General features: G+C 45.7%; 22 protein-coding genes. 9 read left to right on the forward strand and 13 right to left on the reverse strand.

Annotated elements, in window-relative coordinates; translation table 11 throughout:
* A partial coding sequence (locus Q5Y71_RS08780) for a transposase (protein ID WP_306041705.1) occupies positions 1 to 307 on the forward strand: 307 nt, incomplete at its 5' end.
* 624 nt (positions 308 to 931) lie between these two features.
* Here the strand turns inward: Q5Y71_RS08780 and Q5Y71_RS08785 are convergent.
* The 5 genes from Q5Y71_RS08785 to Q5Y71_RS08805 all read right to left on the reverse strand — a co-directional run bounded on the left by Q5Y71_RS08785 (position 932) and on the right by Q5Y71_RS08805 (position 3,355).
* Positions 932 to 1,264, reverse strand: coding sequence for a hypothetical protein (locus Q5Y71_RS08785; RefSeq protein ID WP_306041707.1), 333 nt, complete (start codon positions 1,262 to 1,264; stop codon positions 932 to 934).
* Positions 1,265 to 1,418: 154 nt separating this feature from the next.
* Positions 1,419 to 1,775: a DUF5992 family protein gene (locus Q5Y71_RS08790; protein WP_306041708.1), complete on the reverse strand. Its 357-nt coding sequence runs from the start codon at positions 1,773 to 1,775 to the stop codon at positions 1,419 to 1,421.
* A 42-nt stretch (positions 1,776 to 1,817) separates the two neighbouring features.
* Complete coding sequence (locus Q5Y71_RS08795; protein ID WP_306041709.1) at positions 1,818 to 2,249, reverse strand: hypothetical protein; 432 nt, start codon at positions 2,247 to 2,249, stop codon at positions 1,818 to 1,820.
* A 135-nt stretch (positions 2,250 to 2,384) separates the two neighbouring features.
* Positions 2,385 to 2,714 carry a hypothetical protein gene (locus Q5Y71_RS08800; protein ID WP_306041710.1) on the reverse strand — a complete coding sequence of 110 codons (330 nt, stop codon included), beginning with the start codon at positions 2,712 to 2,714 and terminating at the stop codon, positions 2,385 to 2,387.
* 461 nt (positions 2,715 to 3,175) lie between these two features.
* The gene (locus Q5Y71_RS08805) at positions 3,176 to 3,355 is read right to left on the reverse strand and encodes a hypothetical protein (RefSeq protein WP_306041711.1); all 180 of its coding nucleotides are present in this window, start codon (positions 3,353 to 3,355) and stop codon (positions 3,176 to 3,178) included.
* Between the two features lie 236 nt (positions 3,356 to 3,591).
* Between Q5Y71_RS08805 and Q5Y71_RS08810 the strand changes: the two genes are divergently transcribed.
* Positions 3,592 to 4,836 (forward strand): tyrosine-type recombinase/integrase, encoded by a 1,245-nt coding sequence (locus Q5Y71_RS08810; protein ID WP_306041712.1) that lies wholly within the window; start codon positions 3,592 to 3,594, stop codon positions 4,834 to 4,836.
* A gap of 338 nt (positions 4,837 to 5,174) precedes the next feature.
* Here the strand turns inward: Q5Y71_RS08810 and Q5Y71_RS08815 are convergent, their stop codons facing one another.
* The 3 genes from Q5Y71_RS08815 to Q5Y71_RS08825 form a co-directional block, all read right to left on the reverse strand.
* Positions 5,175 to 6,074 (reverse strand): hypothetical protein, encoded by a 900-nt coding sequence (locus Q5Y71_RS08815; RefSeq protein WP_306041713.1) that lies wholly within the window; start codon positions 6,072 to 6,074, stop codon positions 5,175 to 5,177.
* A gap of 415 nt (positions 6,075 to 6,489) precedes the next feature.
* Positions 6,490 to 6,909 carry a PIN domain-containing protein gene (locus tag Q5Y71_RS08820; protein WP_306041714.1) on the reverse strand — a complete coding sequence of 140 codons (420 nt, stop codon included), beginning with the start codon at positions 6,907 to 6,909 and terminating at the stop codon, positions 6,490 to 6,492.
* The gene (locus Q5Y71_RS08825; RefSeq protein ID WP_306041715.1) at positions 6,906 to 7,121 is read right to left on the reverse strand and encodes an AbrB/MazE/SpoVT family DNA-binding domain-containing protein; all 216 of its coding nucleotides are present in this window, start codon (positions 7,119 to 7,121) and stop codon (positions 6,906 to 6,908) included. The genes Q5Y71_RS08820 and Q5Y71_RS08825 overlap by 4 nt, the downstream gene beginning before the upstream one ends.
* Positions 7,122 to 7,288: 167 nt before the next feature.
* Between Q5Y71_RS08825 and Q5Y71_RS08830 the strand changes: the two genes are divergently transcribed.
* The 7 genes from Q5Y71_RS08830 to Q5Y71_RS08860 all read left to right on the forward strand — a co-directional run bounded on the left by Q5Y71_RS08830 (position 7,289) and on the right by Q5Y71_RS08860 (position 10,778).
* The gene (locus tag Q5Y71_RS08830) at positions 7,289 to 7,891 is read left to right on the forward strand and encodes a DNA-binding protein (protein WP_306041716.1); all 603 of its coding nucleotides are present in this window, start codon (positions 7,289 to 7,291) and stop codon (positions 7,889 to 7,891) included.
* Positions 7,892 to 7,909: 18 nt separating this feature from the next.
* Positions 7,910 to 8,200: a hypothetical protein gene (locus tag Q5Y71_RS08835; protein WP_306041717.1), complete on the forward strand. Its 291-nt coding sequence runs from the start codon at positions 7,910 to 7,912 to the stop codon at positions 8,198 to 8,200.
* A 208-nt stretch (positions 8,201 to 8,408) separates the two neighbouring features.
* A complete protein-coding gene (locus Q5Y71_RS08840; protein ID WP_306041718.1) occupies positions 8,409 to 8,939 on the forward strand; it encodes a hypothetical protein in 531 nt (176 codons plus the stop codon).
* A gap of 75 nt (positions 8,940 to 9,014) precedes the next feature.
* Entirely contained in the window at positions 9,015 to 9,275 is a 261-nt protein-coding gene (locus Q5Y71_RS08845; RefSeq protein ID WP_306041720.1) for a hypothetical protein, read from the forward strand.
* Positions 9,276 to 9,518: 243 nt separating this feature from the next.
* Positions 9,519 to 9,767, forward strand: a complete 249-nt coding sequence (locus tag Q5Y71_RS08850; protein WP_306041722.1) for a hypothetical protein — start codon at positions 9,519 to 9,521, stop codon at positions 9,765 to 9,767.
* A gap of 99 nt (positions 9,768 to 9,866) precedes the next feature.
* Positions 9,867 to 10,112, forward strand: a complete 246-nt coding sequence (locus tag Q5Y71_RS08855) for a transcriptional regulator (protein WP_306041723.1) — start codon at positions 9,867 to 9,869, stop codon at positions 10,110 to 10,112.
* A 24-nt stretch (positions 10,113 to 10,136) separates the two neighbouring features.
* Complete coding sequence (locus Q5Y71_RS08860) at positions 10,137 to 10,778, forward strand: Fic family protein (RefSeq protein WP_306041724.1); 642 nt, start codon at positions 10,137 to 10,139, stop codon at positions 10,776 to 10,778.
* Between the two features lie 367 nt (positions 10,779 to 11,145).
* Here Q5Y71_RS08860 and Q5Y71_RS08865 read toward each other — a convergent pair whose 3' ends face one another.
* From Q5Y71_RS08865 to Q5Y71_RS08885, 5 genes are all read right to left on the reverse strand, one after another.
* Positions 11,146 to 11,568, reverse strand: coding sequence for a hypothetical protein (locus Q5Y71_RS08865; protein WP_306041726.1), 423 nt, complete (start codon positions 11,566 to 11,568; stop codon positions 11,146 to 11,148).
* Between the two features lie 26 nt (positions 11,569 to 11,594).
* Complete coding sequence (locus Q5Y71_RS08870) at positions 11,595 to 12,305, reverse strand: site-specific integrase (RefSeq protein WP_306041727.1); 711 nt, start codon at positions 12,303 to 12,305, stop codon at positions 11,595 to 11,597.
* A complete protein-coding gene (locus Q5Y71_RS08875) occupies positions 12,298 to 12,687 on the reverse strand; it encodes a hypothetical protein (protein ID WP_306041728.1) in 390 nt (129 codons plus the stop codon). Before Q5Y71_RS08875 ends, Q5Y71_RS08870 begins: the two co-directional genes overlap by 8 nt.
* Positions 12,680 to 13,240, reverse strand: coding sequence for a hypothetical protein (locus Q5Y71_RS08880; protein WP_306041729.1), 561 nt, complete (start codon positions 13,238 to 13,240; stop codon positions 12,680 to 12,682). Before Q5Y71_RS08880 ends, Q5Y71_RS08875 begins: the two co-directional genes overlap by 8 nt.
* Positions 13,241 to 13,846: 606 nt before the next feature.
* Positions 13,847 to 14,242 (reverse strand): hypothetical protein, encoded by a 396-nt coding sequence (locus Q5Y71_RS08885; protein ID WP_306041731.1) that lies wholly within the window; start codon positions 14,240 to 14,242, stop codon positions 13,847 to 13,849.
* Positions 14,243 to 14,807 lie beyond the last annotated feature (565 nt).

The following is a 14,807-nucleotide window of genomic DNA, read 5'->3' on the forward strand; positions in this document are numbered from 1 at the left end:
TGCGATGAAGTGGCATTTACCTACAGTGCCAGCCGCGGACGCGCGCATATCGAAAAAATACTCATATACGGATTTTACCGGAACCCTGCTGAGCGACGGCTACGCCGCCTATGCACGCTTTGCCGAAGAGAATGCCAACATCACCCACGCCCAGTGTTGGGTACACAGCCGCCGTTACTTTATTGATGCGGAACAGCAAGAGCCGCAGGCGGTACGTTACGCACTAGACCATATTGCCCGTCTGTACAAGATCGAAGAAGAGATTGCTGAATCAAACCTCACTGGCGACAAGAAATGTGTATATTAAGGCGACCGGCGATTTGTGAGGGATTGTTCTATGTCCGCGTTGGCCGGCGAGGCTGCAACGCGGTTTACTCTACGGCTATTACAAATCAGTCTGTAAATTGTACAGCTACAATCTGCGGTCTATCGGCAGAGCATCCTCCATTCCAGATTGCAAGCCTCACCGGTCTGCCCGCAATATATGCGGATAGCAACATCGAACGCGCTATATCTGATGAATCTGAAGGCAAATGGTAGCTGGTAGTATTGGAACAATCTGCGGGATTAGTGAGACTACTTTGATCGGTTGCAAGCATTACACCATCACTGGCTGTCCAATTTTGCAGAAAGTTCATTTTAACCTGTCCAGTCCACTCGTTAGCGAGCGCACTGGTCGGAAAGGCTAGTGCTATTGCGGCTATAAGACGGAAGATCGAAGATTTAGACATTTTATTTACCTTTTTTTTCACTATTTTTTTGCGCCTGCAAGCAGGTTCCTACAAGGTTTTTGGCAACCTAGCAGACTGTTTATTTGCAATCAAGCGAATTGACAAAGGCGCAGTTGTGTTTAAGTGGACCCCATTCCCGACTGTCGGGTAAACATTCGTTACGGGGTAGAGATCCTCGGCCACCCGATTAGCTCCTTAGGTTAATCATAAACCCTGATTCCTCTTATTACAGCTTTATCAACATTGCTACAGGTATCAGAGGTCAACCAAACCACAGATTTTCCGCTGATCATTGCAGACATGGCTAGGCTCATTATTAAGTCGCGGTTGGTCATATCATTTGAAACTTCGACAGATGATTTATCTGTGCAGGTAGTGGCATTGCCAATATCCGGGGAGAAATATATCCAAGTTCTGTTATCTTGCGCCACAATACTCGTAATTTTTGTTCCAACGCTGGTTCCTGCTATAGCTGCTTGTGCAGCTATAATTTGTGCAATGAATATACACATTGACACCTTCTTAAAAATCATAGTGATACATACCTCCATTAAGTTAAGACCCAGATTCAACTTCGCGGATTCAGGTAATAAATGCAATTTCATTATGCAGCGAGTAAATCCATTCTCTGCCCCATAAAATGAACTGAATCCGCGTGCATTCGACTTCACCGTCTGTATTCGGGATTCACTTCAATAAAAAAACTGATAAGGCGGATAAGCAATCCGTAACATCCGTATAACTAGAGCTATAGATTGAGATGCGATTCCCAGATACTAGCGCCGTAGTCGCCAGAGTGAATGATCGTTCAAATGATCCTGTAGTCCCAATTAAACTTTTATCAAATTTCACCTTTCCAGAACATTGATCATCAGTTGCATCAGTGTAATAAACCCAAAAGGCATCTTGCCCACTCGAGGTTGATGTAATTTTTGTTACGGTTGCGGTTTTTGCTACATATCCGTGATCAGAAAATGCCTGAGATGAGAAGAATCCTGTAGAAATCGCGAGCACAAAGAATATTGCGGTAGTATATTTTTTCATTAGGGCCTGTCCTTTTCGATAAGTAGATATTTCGATAGCTTGCTAGTTTGTTTCACATGACTCCAGATAGGTCTTACTTTCAAACATCGCATAAGGTACAATGGCCGCTCCATAATGATACAGCATAATATCGTTGTCATACCAACTAATCAGCCCACCCTTATTAAATACTGAATCGTCACAGACTACATCCTTACCGGTATAAAAAAGTTCAACCCACGCTTCGGCAAAAATTGGCCTGGTACCCTGATAGTAAAGCACTTCCGGATTATAGTAATTACAAACGGTAACATCATAAACTGTCTTGGTTGCTGATAGTGAGCCACAGTTTACTTGCGTACGATCTGGACCAATCTTTATTGGTATAGTAATATTTTTGTTTACTATTAGGACATATTTTTCAGATTCAGCTAGGGCTTTGGCGCTAAAACAGAATATGGTAATTATTGTAGCTATAAAAAAACGTAAAAACATACTATCTTCCTCGGCATTTTCTCTGTTCTTAGGTCAGGAAAGACACTGATTTCTCTCAAGCGTAACTGTGTGTGCGCCACTTCGCTCTAGAGCTGACGTCGGTGCCCTCACGTTGCTTGACAAAGAGCCAATTAGCTAAAACCGACTATTTTGCAAGGCAAGCAAGTCTGCCTCACAAGTGCCATCATTTGAATACGCCCTAATTTTTTTCTGCGCCATATAAGCCGCCAGTGCAATACTTAGCATTTGATTTAGCGCCTCTTCGGAGCGCAGTGAGTGGCGTAATGTCGCAACACCATTGCATCCCTCGTTCTGGTGAGTAGCATCTGCCGAAAAGACAATTTTTGTAACTTTGCCATCTGATTGGTCATAGACCTTGATACCCTTCACAGTGCCAAACGCAATATCATCAGCTAAGCTATTCGCCGCAAACAGTGAAAACAGAAATAGCCATATTTTTTTCATATACCATCCCCTTAGCCAGAAAACCTATTAGCCCTTTGTATATTTACGCGAATAGCTTGAGCTGACGTCTTCACGTTGTTTTACGAAGAACTTTAACATATCAAAACCACGTTACATTTTGAAATAATGTCAGAGCAGCAATAGCAATAGCAATAGCAATAGCAACCATAGCAGTAGGTATTTTACGCCAAATATAAAATATTAGCCAAAGGCGCGTTTGAATTTTGGCATCAACAATTAGTAAGCAGTTCCGAACTCACCTTCCTATATTCATTAAATTTGTACGATCGAACAATTGTAGTGGCATAGTGAATTTGACCACCTGACTTTAAGTGATAATATCCCTCACGACGAAGTTCAGGTGAATAAATGACCGGTTCAAAAAGAAGAGTTAGCCCAACAAGAGGACACGTTGTGAAAGTCCCATAAAGCCACTTAAAGACCGGAGCCGGGAGGGGCTTTTATAAAACTGCTTTTTTGAATGCCTCTAGGGCCTTGTCAAAACTGTAGAAACCTTCGAGCGCTTGATGCTTCTGATCCGCCACAAATTGCGCCTTGTGAAGGATCAACGCATCTGGAAAATCCAGCGCCTTGCCACGCACAGGCTTTGCTTCTTCATAATCTATTAATGCAGACCACACCACTTGGTTGTCCTCAAACAGAAATGCCCCGTCACCAACCAGCCCCCGTACAACTTCGCAGAGTGAAGATTCAGGGAGTGCAGCGAGTAGAGCCCGACGCAGAGCAGGGATTCGCGAGGCGATCTCTCTTATATCGGTATTGATGTTTTATATCTAATACTGTTTAGTATTTGACATAACCTGTTGGAGCAACTTAAATATGTCCACTATCGAAAAACTGGACTTCAGGCCCCTTCATGGCAATTCCAAAACCTGTTTCGCTGTATCCAACCTATGCTGAACTCAAGAATTTCAGCTTCAATGACTACGCAGATCTTCAAGAGTTTTTGCAATCTGGTGATTCCTGGTGGATGTCTCACTGGCGCTGGGGACAGGAATTCCTGAGCTACACGGGCCGCAACAAGTCCGAGCATACCTTTACACGTTTCCGCAATGAAACCGAACGCTTCTTAGCGTGGGTATTCCTGGTTAAATGCACACCTATGGAGCGACTGCGCAAGGCCGACATCCTAGAATACGCAGATTTCTGCTGGCAACCGCCAGTATCCTGGATCTGCTTGGCTAATCATGAAAAATTCCTGGTCAATAACGGACAGTATATACAGAACCCTTCCTGGGCTCCGTTTAGGCTCAAACAGCCGAAAAGGAGTAACAACTCAGGCCCCAAGCCAGACAAAAAAAAATACAAGCCATCACAGCAAACCTTAGTAGCGATGTTTACTGCAATCATTGCTTTCTATAGGTACTTAATGAACGAGGAGTTCCTGTACGGAAACCCCGCACAGATCGCTAAACCGGATTGTCGCCATTTCATCAAGGATGCTCAGGTCAAAGAGATTCGACGACTGACCTCAGATCAGTGGCAATATGTATTCAACGTTGTAATGACCATGGCCGAGGAAAATCCAATCTATGAGCGAAGTCTATTCGTAATTTGTACCCTAAAGACATTGTTTCTGCGAATTTCGGAATTGTCTGAACGCCCCCAATGGACTCCGATCATGAGCCACTTTTGGCAAGACTCAGATGGTAGTTGGTGGCTAAAAATCTTCGGTAAAGGTCGGAAATTGCGCGATATTACCGTTCCAGACAGTTTTATCCCCTTCCTGAAGCGCTACCGTTCCTATAGAAACTTAAGTCCACTGCCAGCATCAGGAGAAAATCAACCTATCGTTGAGAAAATTCGTGGACGAGGCGGCATGACATCCAGGCAACTTAACCGGATAGTTCAGCAAGTTTTTGATCGTGCCTATGATGAAATGCGGCGAATGGAGAATGAAGACAAGGCACACAGGTTAAAAGTAGCTTCTACTCATTGGTTAAGACACACTGGCGCTAGTATGGAGATCGAACGTGGCCGCGCTCTCAAAGATCTATCTGAGGACTTGGGGCACTCTAGCATGGCCACTACCGATACTATTTATGTCCACACAGAAAGCCAGGTTCGAGCAGAAAGTGGAAAAGAGCGTGATGTGAAGTGAGTTCATAATAGCACTACACCAAAATATCCCCACTAGCTGGGATTGAAGCTGCCGGGGTTTCATCGAGCTATCGCCTCGCTACGCTCGTTGCTGACCTACAGCAACGGCGTAACGAACCTGGCCTACGGCTAGAACCCTTACACCGTCACTTGCAGGTGAAATTTCTTTACAACTACAATAAAACAGCTTTTTTCAATGACTCTAGTGCTTTGTCAAAACTGTAGAAACCTTCGAGCGCTTGATGCTTCTGACCCGCCACAAATTGCGCCTTGTGAAGGATCAACGCATCTGGAAAAGCTGTCTTGCCAATGGGGTCCACTTAACTGAACTACTACAAATTACAACAGGCTCAAAGTTTGATGCCTTACCCCTTTGCCAAGAAAATCATCTAAGCTGACCGCATTACATTCAGCAGGATCTGTAGGTAATGGCAACTCTACATAACTCTTATGTACTGATTTGTAATTTACATTCCATATCTGGCCTGAGACACTCACATAGTTGTTATTAAAATATCTTGAAAATTTACCTAAGCTTCTACCGAACATAGCTAAGTCTGCATCGTATGAAAAGCTACCAACAAAGTCTATATACGTATTTCCGTAACGCTTGTCGACAGTATAAATAAGTGCAGAGTAAGGCAGTATAGTTTCATCAAGCACTTCTCTTACAGTGGTAGTGCTAGATGTAGTTGAAGAGGTGGATTTGGATATATCAACAACTCTAGTTTTGCTACCGCCTCCTTCTATAGAAAAGGTTTTAAGCTCCAATTTAGCATTGAGGCTAGCATTATCAGTAGTAGTAACTGTGTCGGAAACACTTATAGTGTTGCTCTCATTAACGGTTACAGAGACTTCCTGATTTATATTTTTCGGTAGAGACGTACAATTTTTTACTGAGTAGTATTCATACTGAACAGTTTCTGGTATTTCTGGTTCCTTTATTTCAGAGTAGACAACATCAGGATTATATAGCTTTATATTCGATATTCCATCCACATTCACTCCTAGTAACAAATGAGTGAAACACGCAATCCTACGAGGCACATCCCCAGAAATACTTTCACAGGCTGCATTTGCCGCTTTCGTATAGGGATGGTTTTCATTGCCTTTTGTGTCATAAATTCTTGACTTCATCACCTCATCCAGTTTAATTTCATCTGCATTAGCACCACCATGGTAAGCTAGAAAAGAAGCCGCTATTAGACCCCATCCAATATTTTTGTTTTTCATATTCAAATTACACTCCATTTTCAACAAGGTTATTTCTAGATTAGTGTGAAGTTATTTCTGGCTCCATGTTCAGATTTCTGTAGTGTTACATTTGAAATAATATCAGTGCAGCAATTGCAATAGCAACCATAGCAGGAGGGATTTTACGCCAAATATAAAATATTGCCAAAGGCGCGTTTGAATTTTGGCATCAACAATTAGTAAGCAGTTCCGAACTCACCTTCCTATATTCATTAAATTTGTACGATCGAACAATTGTAGTGGCATAGTAAATTTGACCACCTGACTTTAAGTGATAATATCCCTCACGACGAAGTTCAGGTGAATAAATGACCGGTTCAAAAAGAAGAGTTAGCCCAACAAGAGGACACGTTGTGAAAGTCCCATAAAGCCCCTTAAAGACCGGAGCCGGGAGGGTCTTTTATAAAACTGCTTTTTTGAATGCCTCTAGGGCCTTGTCAAAACTGTAGAAACCTTCGAGCGCTTGATGCTTCTGACCCGCCACAAATTGCGCCTTGTGAAGGATCAACGCATCTGGAAAATCCAGCGCCTTGCCACGCACAGGCTTTGCTTCTTCATAATCTATTAATGCAGACCACACCACTTGGTTGTCCTCAAACAGAAATGCCCCGTCACCAACCAGCCCCCGTACAACTTCGCAGATGGCAGCCTTATCCAATTGGTAGCGTTTGCCGGTGAGCGTCCACACGGTTTCTGTCAATACAACATCAGTAATCAGCACCGGGCGCTGTGTTTCAATCAATGTTTTGGCTTTGCGGAATTGCCTGGCGTCGTCGGCCAGCAGGTAACGCAATAGCACGTTGGTATCTATGGCGATCACTCGAAATGCCCCTGCCGCGATTGTTTGTCACTGACAGCGCTATTCGCTTTGGTGCCCTTGAGCATACCAGCCGCAGCCCCTGCTTTTTTCTTGATGATATTGAACTGGTTGCCGTGGCGCAGGATTTCCACCTCATCCCCTGGATGAATATCTAACTCATCACAACCGGAGGCGGGCAATGTAATTTGGCGCTTGGCGCTTACTCTAGGCATATAAAACCCTCTTTACTATTTGGCAGTTGTAAAGATACCGCATTTCTTTACTTTTTGCAACAAGTAAAGAAAAAAGCACATTACTGGCGGCATATCCCTCATTTGTCTTGTTATGTATCAATATGTATGTATAATACAGCATACAAATACATACAAAAGAGAATGAAATGAAGATAAAGCCTGAAATCCGCGACCGTATCCTAAATGCAGCCAGGGAATTGGTAGCTGAAGGCGTCGAAACCCCGACCAATGATCAGGTTCGGGAAAAAATGGGGAAGGGCTCGCTGACTCATATCAGCCCGGTAATGCGGGAGTGGAAAGAGCAGCGGAAAACCGAAATTGCTGCCGCATTGGAAATGCCGGCAGAGTTGAAGCGGGTTGTTGAAACCTCACTCGCTCAAATTTGGACTGCCGCTAGTAAACTGGCTAATGCGGGTATCGAGAAATTGCGAGAAGATGCGCAATCCAAAATTGATACAGCGGAGCAGGAGCTGGTAGAGGCTCTGTCTGAGGTGTCTCGTTTGGAGGCCGAGATAGAAAGCCTGAAATCAAAATCATTAGAGTGTGAACAAAAGGGTGAGGTGGTTGAAAAACAATTATCTAAATTGACCACGGAAAACTCCGCTCTGCACGCTCGCGTAGACGACCGATCTATACAGGTCGAAAACCTGAAATCCGAGTTGAAAGAAGCACGCGCAGATAATAAGGCTTTGCAAAAGGAGCTTATTGCAATAGCTAAGGGCAAGAACAGCAAATCGAAAAATAACTAAATGAGAGGCGACAGGAAAATGGCAACTGCACGCGAAGCGCTCAAGAGTGAATTAACCAAAACTGGAGATAAGACAGTGAGCATCAAAGCCTTTTACGTTGTTTGCCGCCAAGACGAAAGCGGGCTGTATGGCAGCGAGTTTGTAGTCTTGCAATCTAAAAAGCCGGTTTTTAATCAGGAAAAAGCGGAAATCTTGTGTCAGCTCTGCGCACGTGAAGGCAATATGGATGAACGCTACGCAGTATTCCGCGCGAACAATTCCGGTCTAAAAATGGTTGGCACGTCAATACGGGGCGCAAAAGAAATCTGAAATCCACGCCCCGGCGGTGCCGGGGCTCAATCTGGAGACGGCTTGAGAAAAGTTTGACCGTTTACCGGGCAGGCAGACTTTGTAGCACCAGATGCAGAGTTAAAAATTTCCCTCGATGAGTAATAATCTCTTGACGCTTAGGACATAATGTCCTAATATACTAATTGAAGGCCGGGCATTTCGCCAAGGTCAAAACCGGATAAAACCGATGATTGATAAGAATAGTTTCTCTCAGATCGATATTGAACATCGCGGCGAGAGTATCCAGGTCGAGCAAAATCGTATTGGATTTGAATACCATGGCCGCGCAGCGAGCTACACAGGCTATCTGAGCATCAGCGCACGAGACGGCATCCCGAATAAGACAGTTCTGATTTCGTTAGTTCAGGCGCGTATAGAGGCGTTTCTGCAAGCCCCCTACCTGATCGGCAAGTATGACCACAATTCGTGGCGGGAGATTAGTAAAAACTTGACTACAGGCGCACCGCAAATCCGGTTGCCCCATTGGCACACTGGCGAGCTGTTGGCCGAGCTGGAGCGACAGGGGTTTGTCCTGGTCGATAGGCCAAATCTCTTTTTGGATGCTCCAGCACACTTAGACCAGTGTACTCTACAGGCCCTGGTAAAGCCTCTCCTGGAGCCAGGTAGCCGGGCCACGCCAGAAGTTGAGTTGGCACAAATGATGGCCCTATCAGCGGCACAACAAGGGGAAGCACATAAGCAAATATCGCTTTTTTAAGAAAAAGTCCCCTTGATGGATAGGACATTATGTCCCATAATGTTAATCGAAGGTCGGGCATATATTGGTGGGAATATGGAAATTTTCATAGCAGCTTTATTTTTCTTATTTATTGGTGTGATTGTCATTGCAATCCGTGGGAAGATTGCAGAAAGAAGACTACAGAAATGTATTGATAACGGTAAGGTTCTTTATAACGGAAAATCAATCGAACTCTCGGAGGGTTTAAGCCAGTATGAAAAGCAGCGCTTAGAGATTGAGCGATTGTTGTATCTCAAATACTCAAAGCTTATGACTGGGGTGTTCAAACTTTACAACAAGAATTCTCAATATTAAGGTTTTGATCGGTAAGGTAAAGCCAAACAAAGGGAGATTGAAGTATGGGATTTCGTACGTGGTCATTATCTCTAACCATTTTTTGCTTTGTGCTTGCTATCTTTATTTCTCTCATGAGAAATGACATCGAGCATTGGAGCTTTTCTGAAAAATTGATAATGACGGCACTGATTTTAGGGTTTCCCTTGTTGTCTCTATGGAAGATGGGAAGAATCGTGACCGCAGATAAATAGTGTGGCCTTTATGAAGCGTGATGATCGAAATATTTACGAAATCTTTTATGCACTTGAAAAATATGATAGGTTGCCTCCAAAGGGACATTCATTTTTTGCTTTTACAACAAGAGTGCTTACCCCGATACTATTTGCGCTTGCTTTGCTTTTTAGTAAAGGTGAATCTTTGTCTGTTAGCTATGCTGTATTCCTACTTCTTACATTAATAGTAATTGGCGTTGCTTGGGCGATATATCATGATCTAACTGGTAGACTCTAGATCTAATGTGAGAATCAAAGCCCAGACAAATCGTCAACTTCGATATCAAAGAGTTGCGAAGCTTGATTTATCAAAACATTGTGAGGAATAGGTTCAAGTATGATTCGGAAAAAATGTCTCCGACCGGGGGAAACATGGGAACAGCCCACAGGTGAGGAAGTGCGAGAAGTGCTGCGCCTGGCGGGACTTACCGGCAGTCAGGCAGCCAAGAAGCTCGGTTTAAAAAACCAGGGTGGCCGAACGATCAGACGTTGGGTTGCCGAGGAAACACCGATCCCCTACCCGTCCTGGGCGTTACTATGCAGTTTCGCCGGTTTAGGGACAATCTGGGAAAATGAGGATTAAAAGACAAACGCCAGTGAGCTTTCTATGGATAAGAAATTACTTTTTCAATGCAAGAGATACATAACTCAGTTCGTATTTGATACCGCCGCTCTGGAAGATTCACCATTCACGTTGCCAGAGGTACAAACTCTGCTAGACGGAATTACCATTGGCGGGCATACCCTGAGCGAACAGAATTTGGTGCTAAACCAGAAGGCGAGCTGGAAGAAGCTATTTGGCTTGATTGAGTCCGAACGCTTTGCGGTGACAAAAGAGGTAGCGTGCAGTCTTCAAGACTTGGTTGCCAAAGAAGAGGCCCTGGAGTGGGGATGCTTTAGAACTGGAAATATACGTATATCTGGTACTGAGTATACTCCGCCGAAGCCTGAAAACCTGGATGCCAGATGGAACGAAATGGTAGGCAAGGTCGCGACGATCAAAGACACCAAGACACGTGCTTGTTCCCTGTTCTTACAGATGGCCCGCAACCAATTTTTTTGGGATGGAAACAAGCGTACCGGTCGGCTGATGATGAATGGTGTTCTATTGTCTGAGGGGATTTCACCTATTTTGGTGCCGGCAAAAGAAAAACTTGAATTCAATACCAAAATGATTCGATTCTACGATAGTGGAAATGAATCAGAGATGATCAATTTTTTAATGAAACACTACATAAAGTTTGACTAAAGATGAAAGCAAAGGAAGGGTATCGCGATGAACACTGTCAGAAAATATCTAAAGACATTAAATACAATAGACCTGTTGTCATGTTTCATTGTAGTAGCAGTTGCTAGTTTATTCATTGCTATAGTAACGGGCAATGGTAGTTTTAAAACTCTTATCAATGTACTTATTGGTACTGTAATCACGTTATTTATTGTGGCGCGAAGACGTGTAAAAAAATTAGAGAATTGCCAGTAGCGGGTGAATATTTAGATCAAAAAACCCACCTACTGCGGTGGTGCCAAGGTTCCGGCATGGCCGGGTTCATGCACCACCGCAGTAAGTCAGCAACGAGCGAAGCGAGGCGATAGCCAATTGCCTCGTAAGAGCATTAGTTTCCTGTTTTCGTGTATTGTATCGCCGGGGCAAAGCCCTGCGCGGCAGCCTGAGCAATCAACGCCTCTCCTGCGGCCCGATCCCCTTCAATGACTGCCATGCGACCTTTCGTATAGATAGCCTCCGGCAATCCCTTCAATACCAATGCCGGCAACCGACCCTTTTCCTCAGCGTAAAAATGCTGGACCAACCACAGCGCCGCTGCATCCTGCCCACTATCCGCCAGCTCTGTCATTTGTGGGCGCAACTGGTAATTCCGCTCATAAATGGATAGTGCTTTTATACCCACCAAAAACAGCACTAGGATTAACAGTGCCAGCAGGATATTCCTGCTGCGTTTTTCGGTAATTACTGTCCGAATTTCCCCGTTATCCAGGTGGCTGATAATCGTAAACACCGGTTGGTTTGCGCTGTGCATAACGCCCTCCCCTCGCATTTGTCCCCCTAAGCCTCGATAGGCAGCCGAAACGGCGTCCCCGCGCCGTGGTGGCTAATATCCGCACTCAGTACCCGCAGGTAGACGTCAGTGGAGCGCATGTCCGTATGGCCCAGGAGCCGCCGCACCTGGTCCGGCGTCTTGCCGTGGATCAGGTGGTTGATTGCATAGCTGTGCCGCAACGTGTGTGGATTGATTGTCAACGGCAGGGCCGGTTGTACTCGCCGGCCTGCACTGTTGATTCGGTGGCGAATCGCATGGCGCGAGAGCTGGCCAAACAACAGCTCGCGTCTTTTGATTTTTTGGGTTTTGATATAGCGCCTCAGTGTCTCGATGAACGGGCCATCACCCAGGCCGATCATACGCCGAGGGGGGCGATTTTTTTTCGGTGTGCGGTTTTTCAATATCGGCAGCTTCACACAAGGGTCTATATTACCCTCCAGTTGAAAATCCTCTGGCCGCAGCATCAACATCTCGGACACCCGCGCCCCCGTTACCCATAGGGTATAGGCGGCCAGGTGCGTAGTGCCGTCCTCGATGGACGACAGCAGGCGCTCCACCTCCGGCAGCACCAGGTAATTAAAATCCGGATCGTTCGGCATATCCCGCAACAGGAACTCGCGCCGGGCAATCAGTTGGTTCCAATCCACCACCACCCGCTGCATCACGCCGGGCGCGCTGGTTGGCACAGTCACGTTATAGCTGGGGTACTTATCCATGGGCGGCCCTCCGCTGGAATAACCGCTGGAATACGGGCCTTTTTTCTGCCTGATGATACTCCAGTGGTATGCGCCGGTTGATCCGCTCCAGGAGCTGCCGCGCACGCTCGCATTGCACCCAAGCGCCGTCCGCCAAGTCGGTTGCCGTAGCCAGCTCCAGGGCCTGGCCCTGCAATGCCCACAGCTCCGGCACGTTCAAATCCGGCCTCAGTCGCGCCTCCAGTTTTTTGGTTTCCGCCTCCACCTGATCCATATCGCAGACCAATAGATAGCCCTCGCAAAATGCCTCGTAAACAGCGGTGATTTGCTCTTTATGGCCGAGCTTCCAGGGCTCCCAATACGCAATAGGTTTCTCGACGCCGGTTGCGTATCTATTACGCATAGTCTGTCCTCCACTGATCTGAGCAATCGCCCCGTGCTGACCGCAGCCGGTCCAGCAGGTGACACCGATTGTTAATATCTCGCTGTTGCACCAGCAACCCCTCAGCGGCCTCCAGAATAAACTGTAACGACTCCAATTCCGCGATGGTGAACAACAGTAGGCGCTGGCTAGCTGGGCGTTTGTGGATTTCATCCAGGCGGCGGGATTGGTCCATTAATTGTGCTGCCAGCTCCGTTTCCGGAACTGTGCGGCTCCCCTCCAGGAGCAGCGGGGTCAATATGATTTCCAGGGCCAGGTCATCGAGGGTGGTTGGCGCCAGCATATAAACCCCGCCGCTGCCGCTGTCGAGCTGGAATCCCAGATCCCGTAGTGCGCTCAACACCTGGCCACTGTGCCGGTCCGGAATGCGGACAGTGCGCGCGCCGCTAATGGTGCAAAACGCCACCTCCCGCTCCAGGTAGCTATTTTTTCGCTGTGGGGCCTGGATCTCGCCCCCGAAGCGGTCGATCTCCAGGGTTTCCACCGGCATCTTTTCCATCTGTACAGATTGCATCAAAACCTCCTGTGTTCGCGCAGATATGCGGGAATTGTGCATATCTGCGCGGTTTGCGGCTCCCGTAATGCAGCGATCGGAGGCCCCCCGCGGCGACCCGCTGGAGGTCCCGGAGGCCTCCGGGACCTCCAGCTGGTAACTGTTTCTAACTATCTGATATCAATACAAAAATTCATTTTGGCGTCAATCCGCTGTTACAGCCTGTCGGTGCCGGTAAGGCGCCCATGAGGCCCCCGCGCAAAGATGGCATATCTGCGCGGATTGGAGGAAAAACCAATGATCAGGAATCACGACCAATTTCATTCATAAGGCGAGCTGCGACCTTACTGGCTGTTTCCTGGAAAGCCATCCTTATTTGGCCACGCGATGATAAAAATGGAAAATAATACAAGTATTCCATGTGCGATCAGTACGAATTGCCAGCCAGGAAGGCTGTATCCCAGCGCGACAACTATTAAAGCGCCGATAAAGGAAATTACTATAAAAAATCCGGTCCACTGTAATGACCCCCAATGTTTTATTCCCATTATGTTTAACGGCATATTTAACCCCTCCTTTTAGTCGTTTCACTTTTCAAATATCCTATGCCAACCAAAACAACATGCTTCACCAGTGACCACAAACCCAGAAATATTGATAGATTAACGGCAGAATAAAAAATATATATCCAATAAAAAGAACCTTACCGATGCCTTTCTTATTTGAATCTACCTGCTTGATAAATATGACGGGACCAATAATCCATAGCATCGCACCAACAAAAAACCATGCAACGAATATATAGTCAATATATTCGACCCATTCTGCTCGACTACTGTATGATCCAGAGTTGTATGATTCAAGGATACAAGCTTCTATTTCTGATGGAACCATAAACCATCCAGCAATGAAGCATAAAACTGCATATATCAATAAATAATTATATTTTTTAAAGCAAACATCTCGAAGGCTAAGAAAAAATTTACTTATTGATTTTGTAACTTCTGCCAGATCTATATCCACTGTTATTCCTTTCCATTGATCAATTGATGTAGCTCAGGGCCTTACAGCGAAAAAGCGCTCTCTTAGAAACCAATAGAGCCGCTTCAAGACTCAACACAGCACCGAAAACTCCAAAATAAATATTGGATGGTGGTTTCCAACACCAAATGAGTCCAGTCCAGCACAAAGCCGGAAAAAGAAGAACAACCAACGTCGTTGGTTTACTGAAACCTTGATTTGCACATCCTACCCTTAACAGAGTCATGCTTATACTTAATACTATTGCCAGGTAGATATAAAATTCCATACTTTCACCCTTTACTCGTTAATGCCAGATCTATATCCACTGTTATGTCCTATTTTGCTTAGGAAAAAAGAGCCTTTCCAGGGAAAGGCTAAACAAGGGCGCTGCGACGTATTCCATTTCTCCTCTGTGTACCGGTATTATTCATCCCAAGAATTTTTCATTGTGCTTACGACCACGAAACCGAAACCGTGTCAAATTGCCCCGTATCCAGGAGAGGCGCTGTGGTTCTGTGCGTGTGCCTTTCACCGGAGCCAGATACACCCGCTGACCTTTCCCGTA

This window comes from Microbulbifer sp. 2205BS26-8, assembly GCF_030731025.1.
Taxonomy (GTDB): Bacteria; Pseudomonadota; Gammaproteobacteria; order Pseudomonadales; family Cellvibrionaceae; genus Microbulbifer; species Microbulbifer spongiae.

What these genes read in the sequence shown, in the direction of transcription:
- Q5Y71_RS08795 (WP_306041709.1), bottom strand. Translation starts at nt 2,249, where the DNA reads ATGTTTTTACGTTTTTTTATAGCTACAATAATTACCATATTCTGTTTT.
- Q5Y71_RS08845 (WP_306041720.1), top strand. Translation starts at nt 9,015, where the DNA reads ATGGAAATTTTCATAGCAGCTTTATTTTTCTTATTTATTGGTGTGATT.
- Q5Y71_RS08790 (WP_306041708.1), bottom strand. Translation starts at nt 1,775, where the DNA reads ATGAAAAAATATACTACCGCAATATTCTTTGTGCTCGCGATTTCTACA.
- Q5Y71_RS08880 (WP_306041729.1), bottom strand. Translation starts at nt 13,240, where the DNA reads ATGCAATCTGTACAGATGGAAAAGATGCCGGTGGAAACCCTGGAGATC.
- Q5Y71_RS08810 (WP_306041712.1), top strand. Translation starts at nt 3,592, where the DNA reads ATGGCAATTCCAAAACCTGTTTCGCTGTATCCAACCTATGCTGAACTC.
- Q5Y71_RS08800 (WP_306041710.1), bottom strand. Translation starts at nt 2,714, where the DNA reads ATGAAAAAAATATGGCTATTTCTGTTTTCACTGTTTGCGGCGAATAGC.
- Q5Y71_RS08865 (WP_306041726.1), bottom strand. Translation starts at nt 11,568, where the DNA reads ATGCACAGCGCAAACCAACCGGTGTTTACGATTATCAGCCACCTGGAT.
- Q5Y71_RS08860 (WP_306041724.1), top strand. Translation starts at nt 10,137, where the DNA reads ATGGATAAGAAATTACTTTTTCAATGCAAGAGATACATAACTCAGTTC.
- Q5Y71_RS08870 (WP_306041727.1), bottom strand. Translation starts at nt 12,305, where the DNA reads ATGGATAAGTACCCCAGCTATAACGTGACTGTGCCAACCAGCGCGCCC.
- Q5Y71_RS08830 (WP_306041716.1), top strand. Translation starts at nt 7,289, where the DNA reads ATGAAGATAAAGCCTGAAATCCGCGACCGTATCCTAAATGCAGCCAGG.
- Q5Y71_RS08850 (WP_306041722.1), top strand. Translation starts at nt 9,519, where the DNA reads ATGAAGCGTGATGATCGAAATATTTACGAAATCTTTTATGCACTTGAA.
- Q5Y71_RS08875 (WP_306041728.1), bottom strand. Translation starts at nt 12,687, where the DNA reads ATGCGTAATAGATACGCAACCGGCGTCGAGAAACCTATTGCGTATTGG.
- Q5Y71_RS08785 (WP_306041707.1), bottom strand. Translation starts at nt 1,264, where the DNA reads ATGATTTTTAAGAAGGTGTCAATGTGTATATTCATTGCACAAATTATA.
- Q5Y71_RS08825 (WP_306041715.1), bottom strand. Translation starts at nt 7,121, where the DNA reads ATGCCTAGAGTAAGCGCCAAGCGCCAAATTACATTGCCCGCCTCCGGT.
- Q5Y71_RS08835 (WP_306041717.1), top strand. Translation starts at nt 7,910, where the DNA reads ATGGCAACTGCACGCGAAGCGCTCAAGAGTGAATTAACCAAAACTGGA.
- Q5Y71_RS08855 (WP_306041723.1), top strand. Translation starts at nt 9,867, where the DNA reads ATGATTCGGAAAAAATGTCTCCGACCGGGGGAAACATGGGAACAGCCC.
- Q5Y71_RS08840 (WP_306041718.1), top strand. Translation starts at nt 8,409, where the DNA reads ATGATTGATAAGAATAGTTTCTCTCAGATCGATATTGAACATCGCGGC.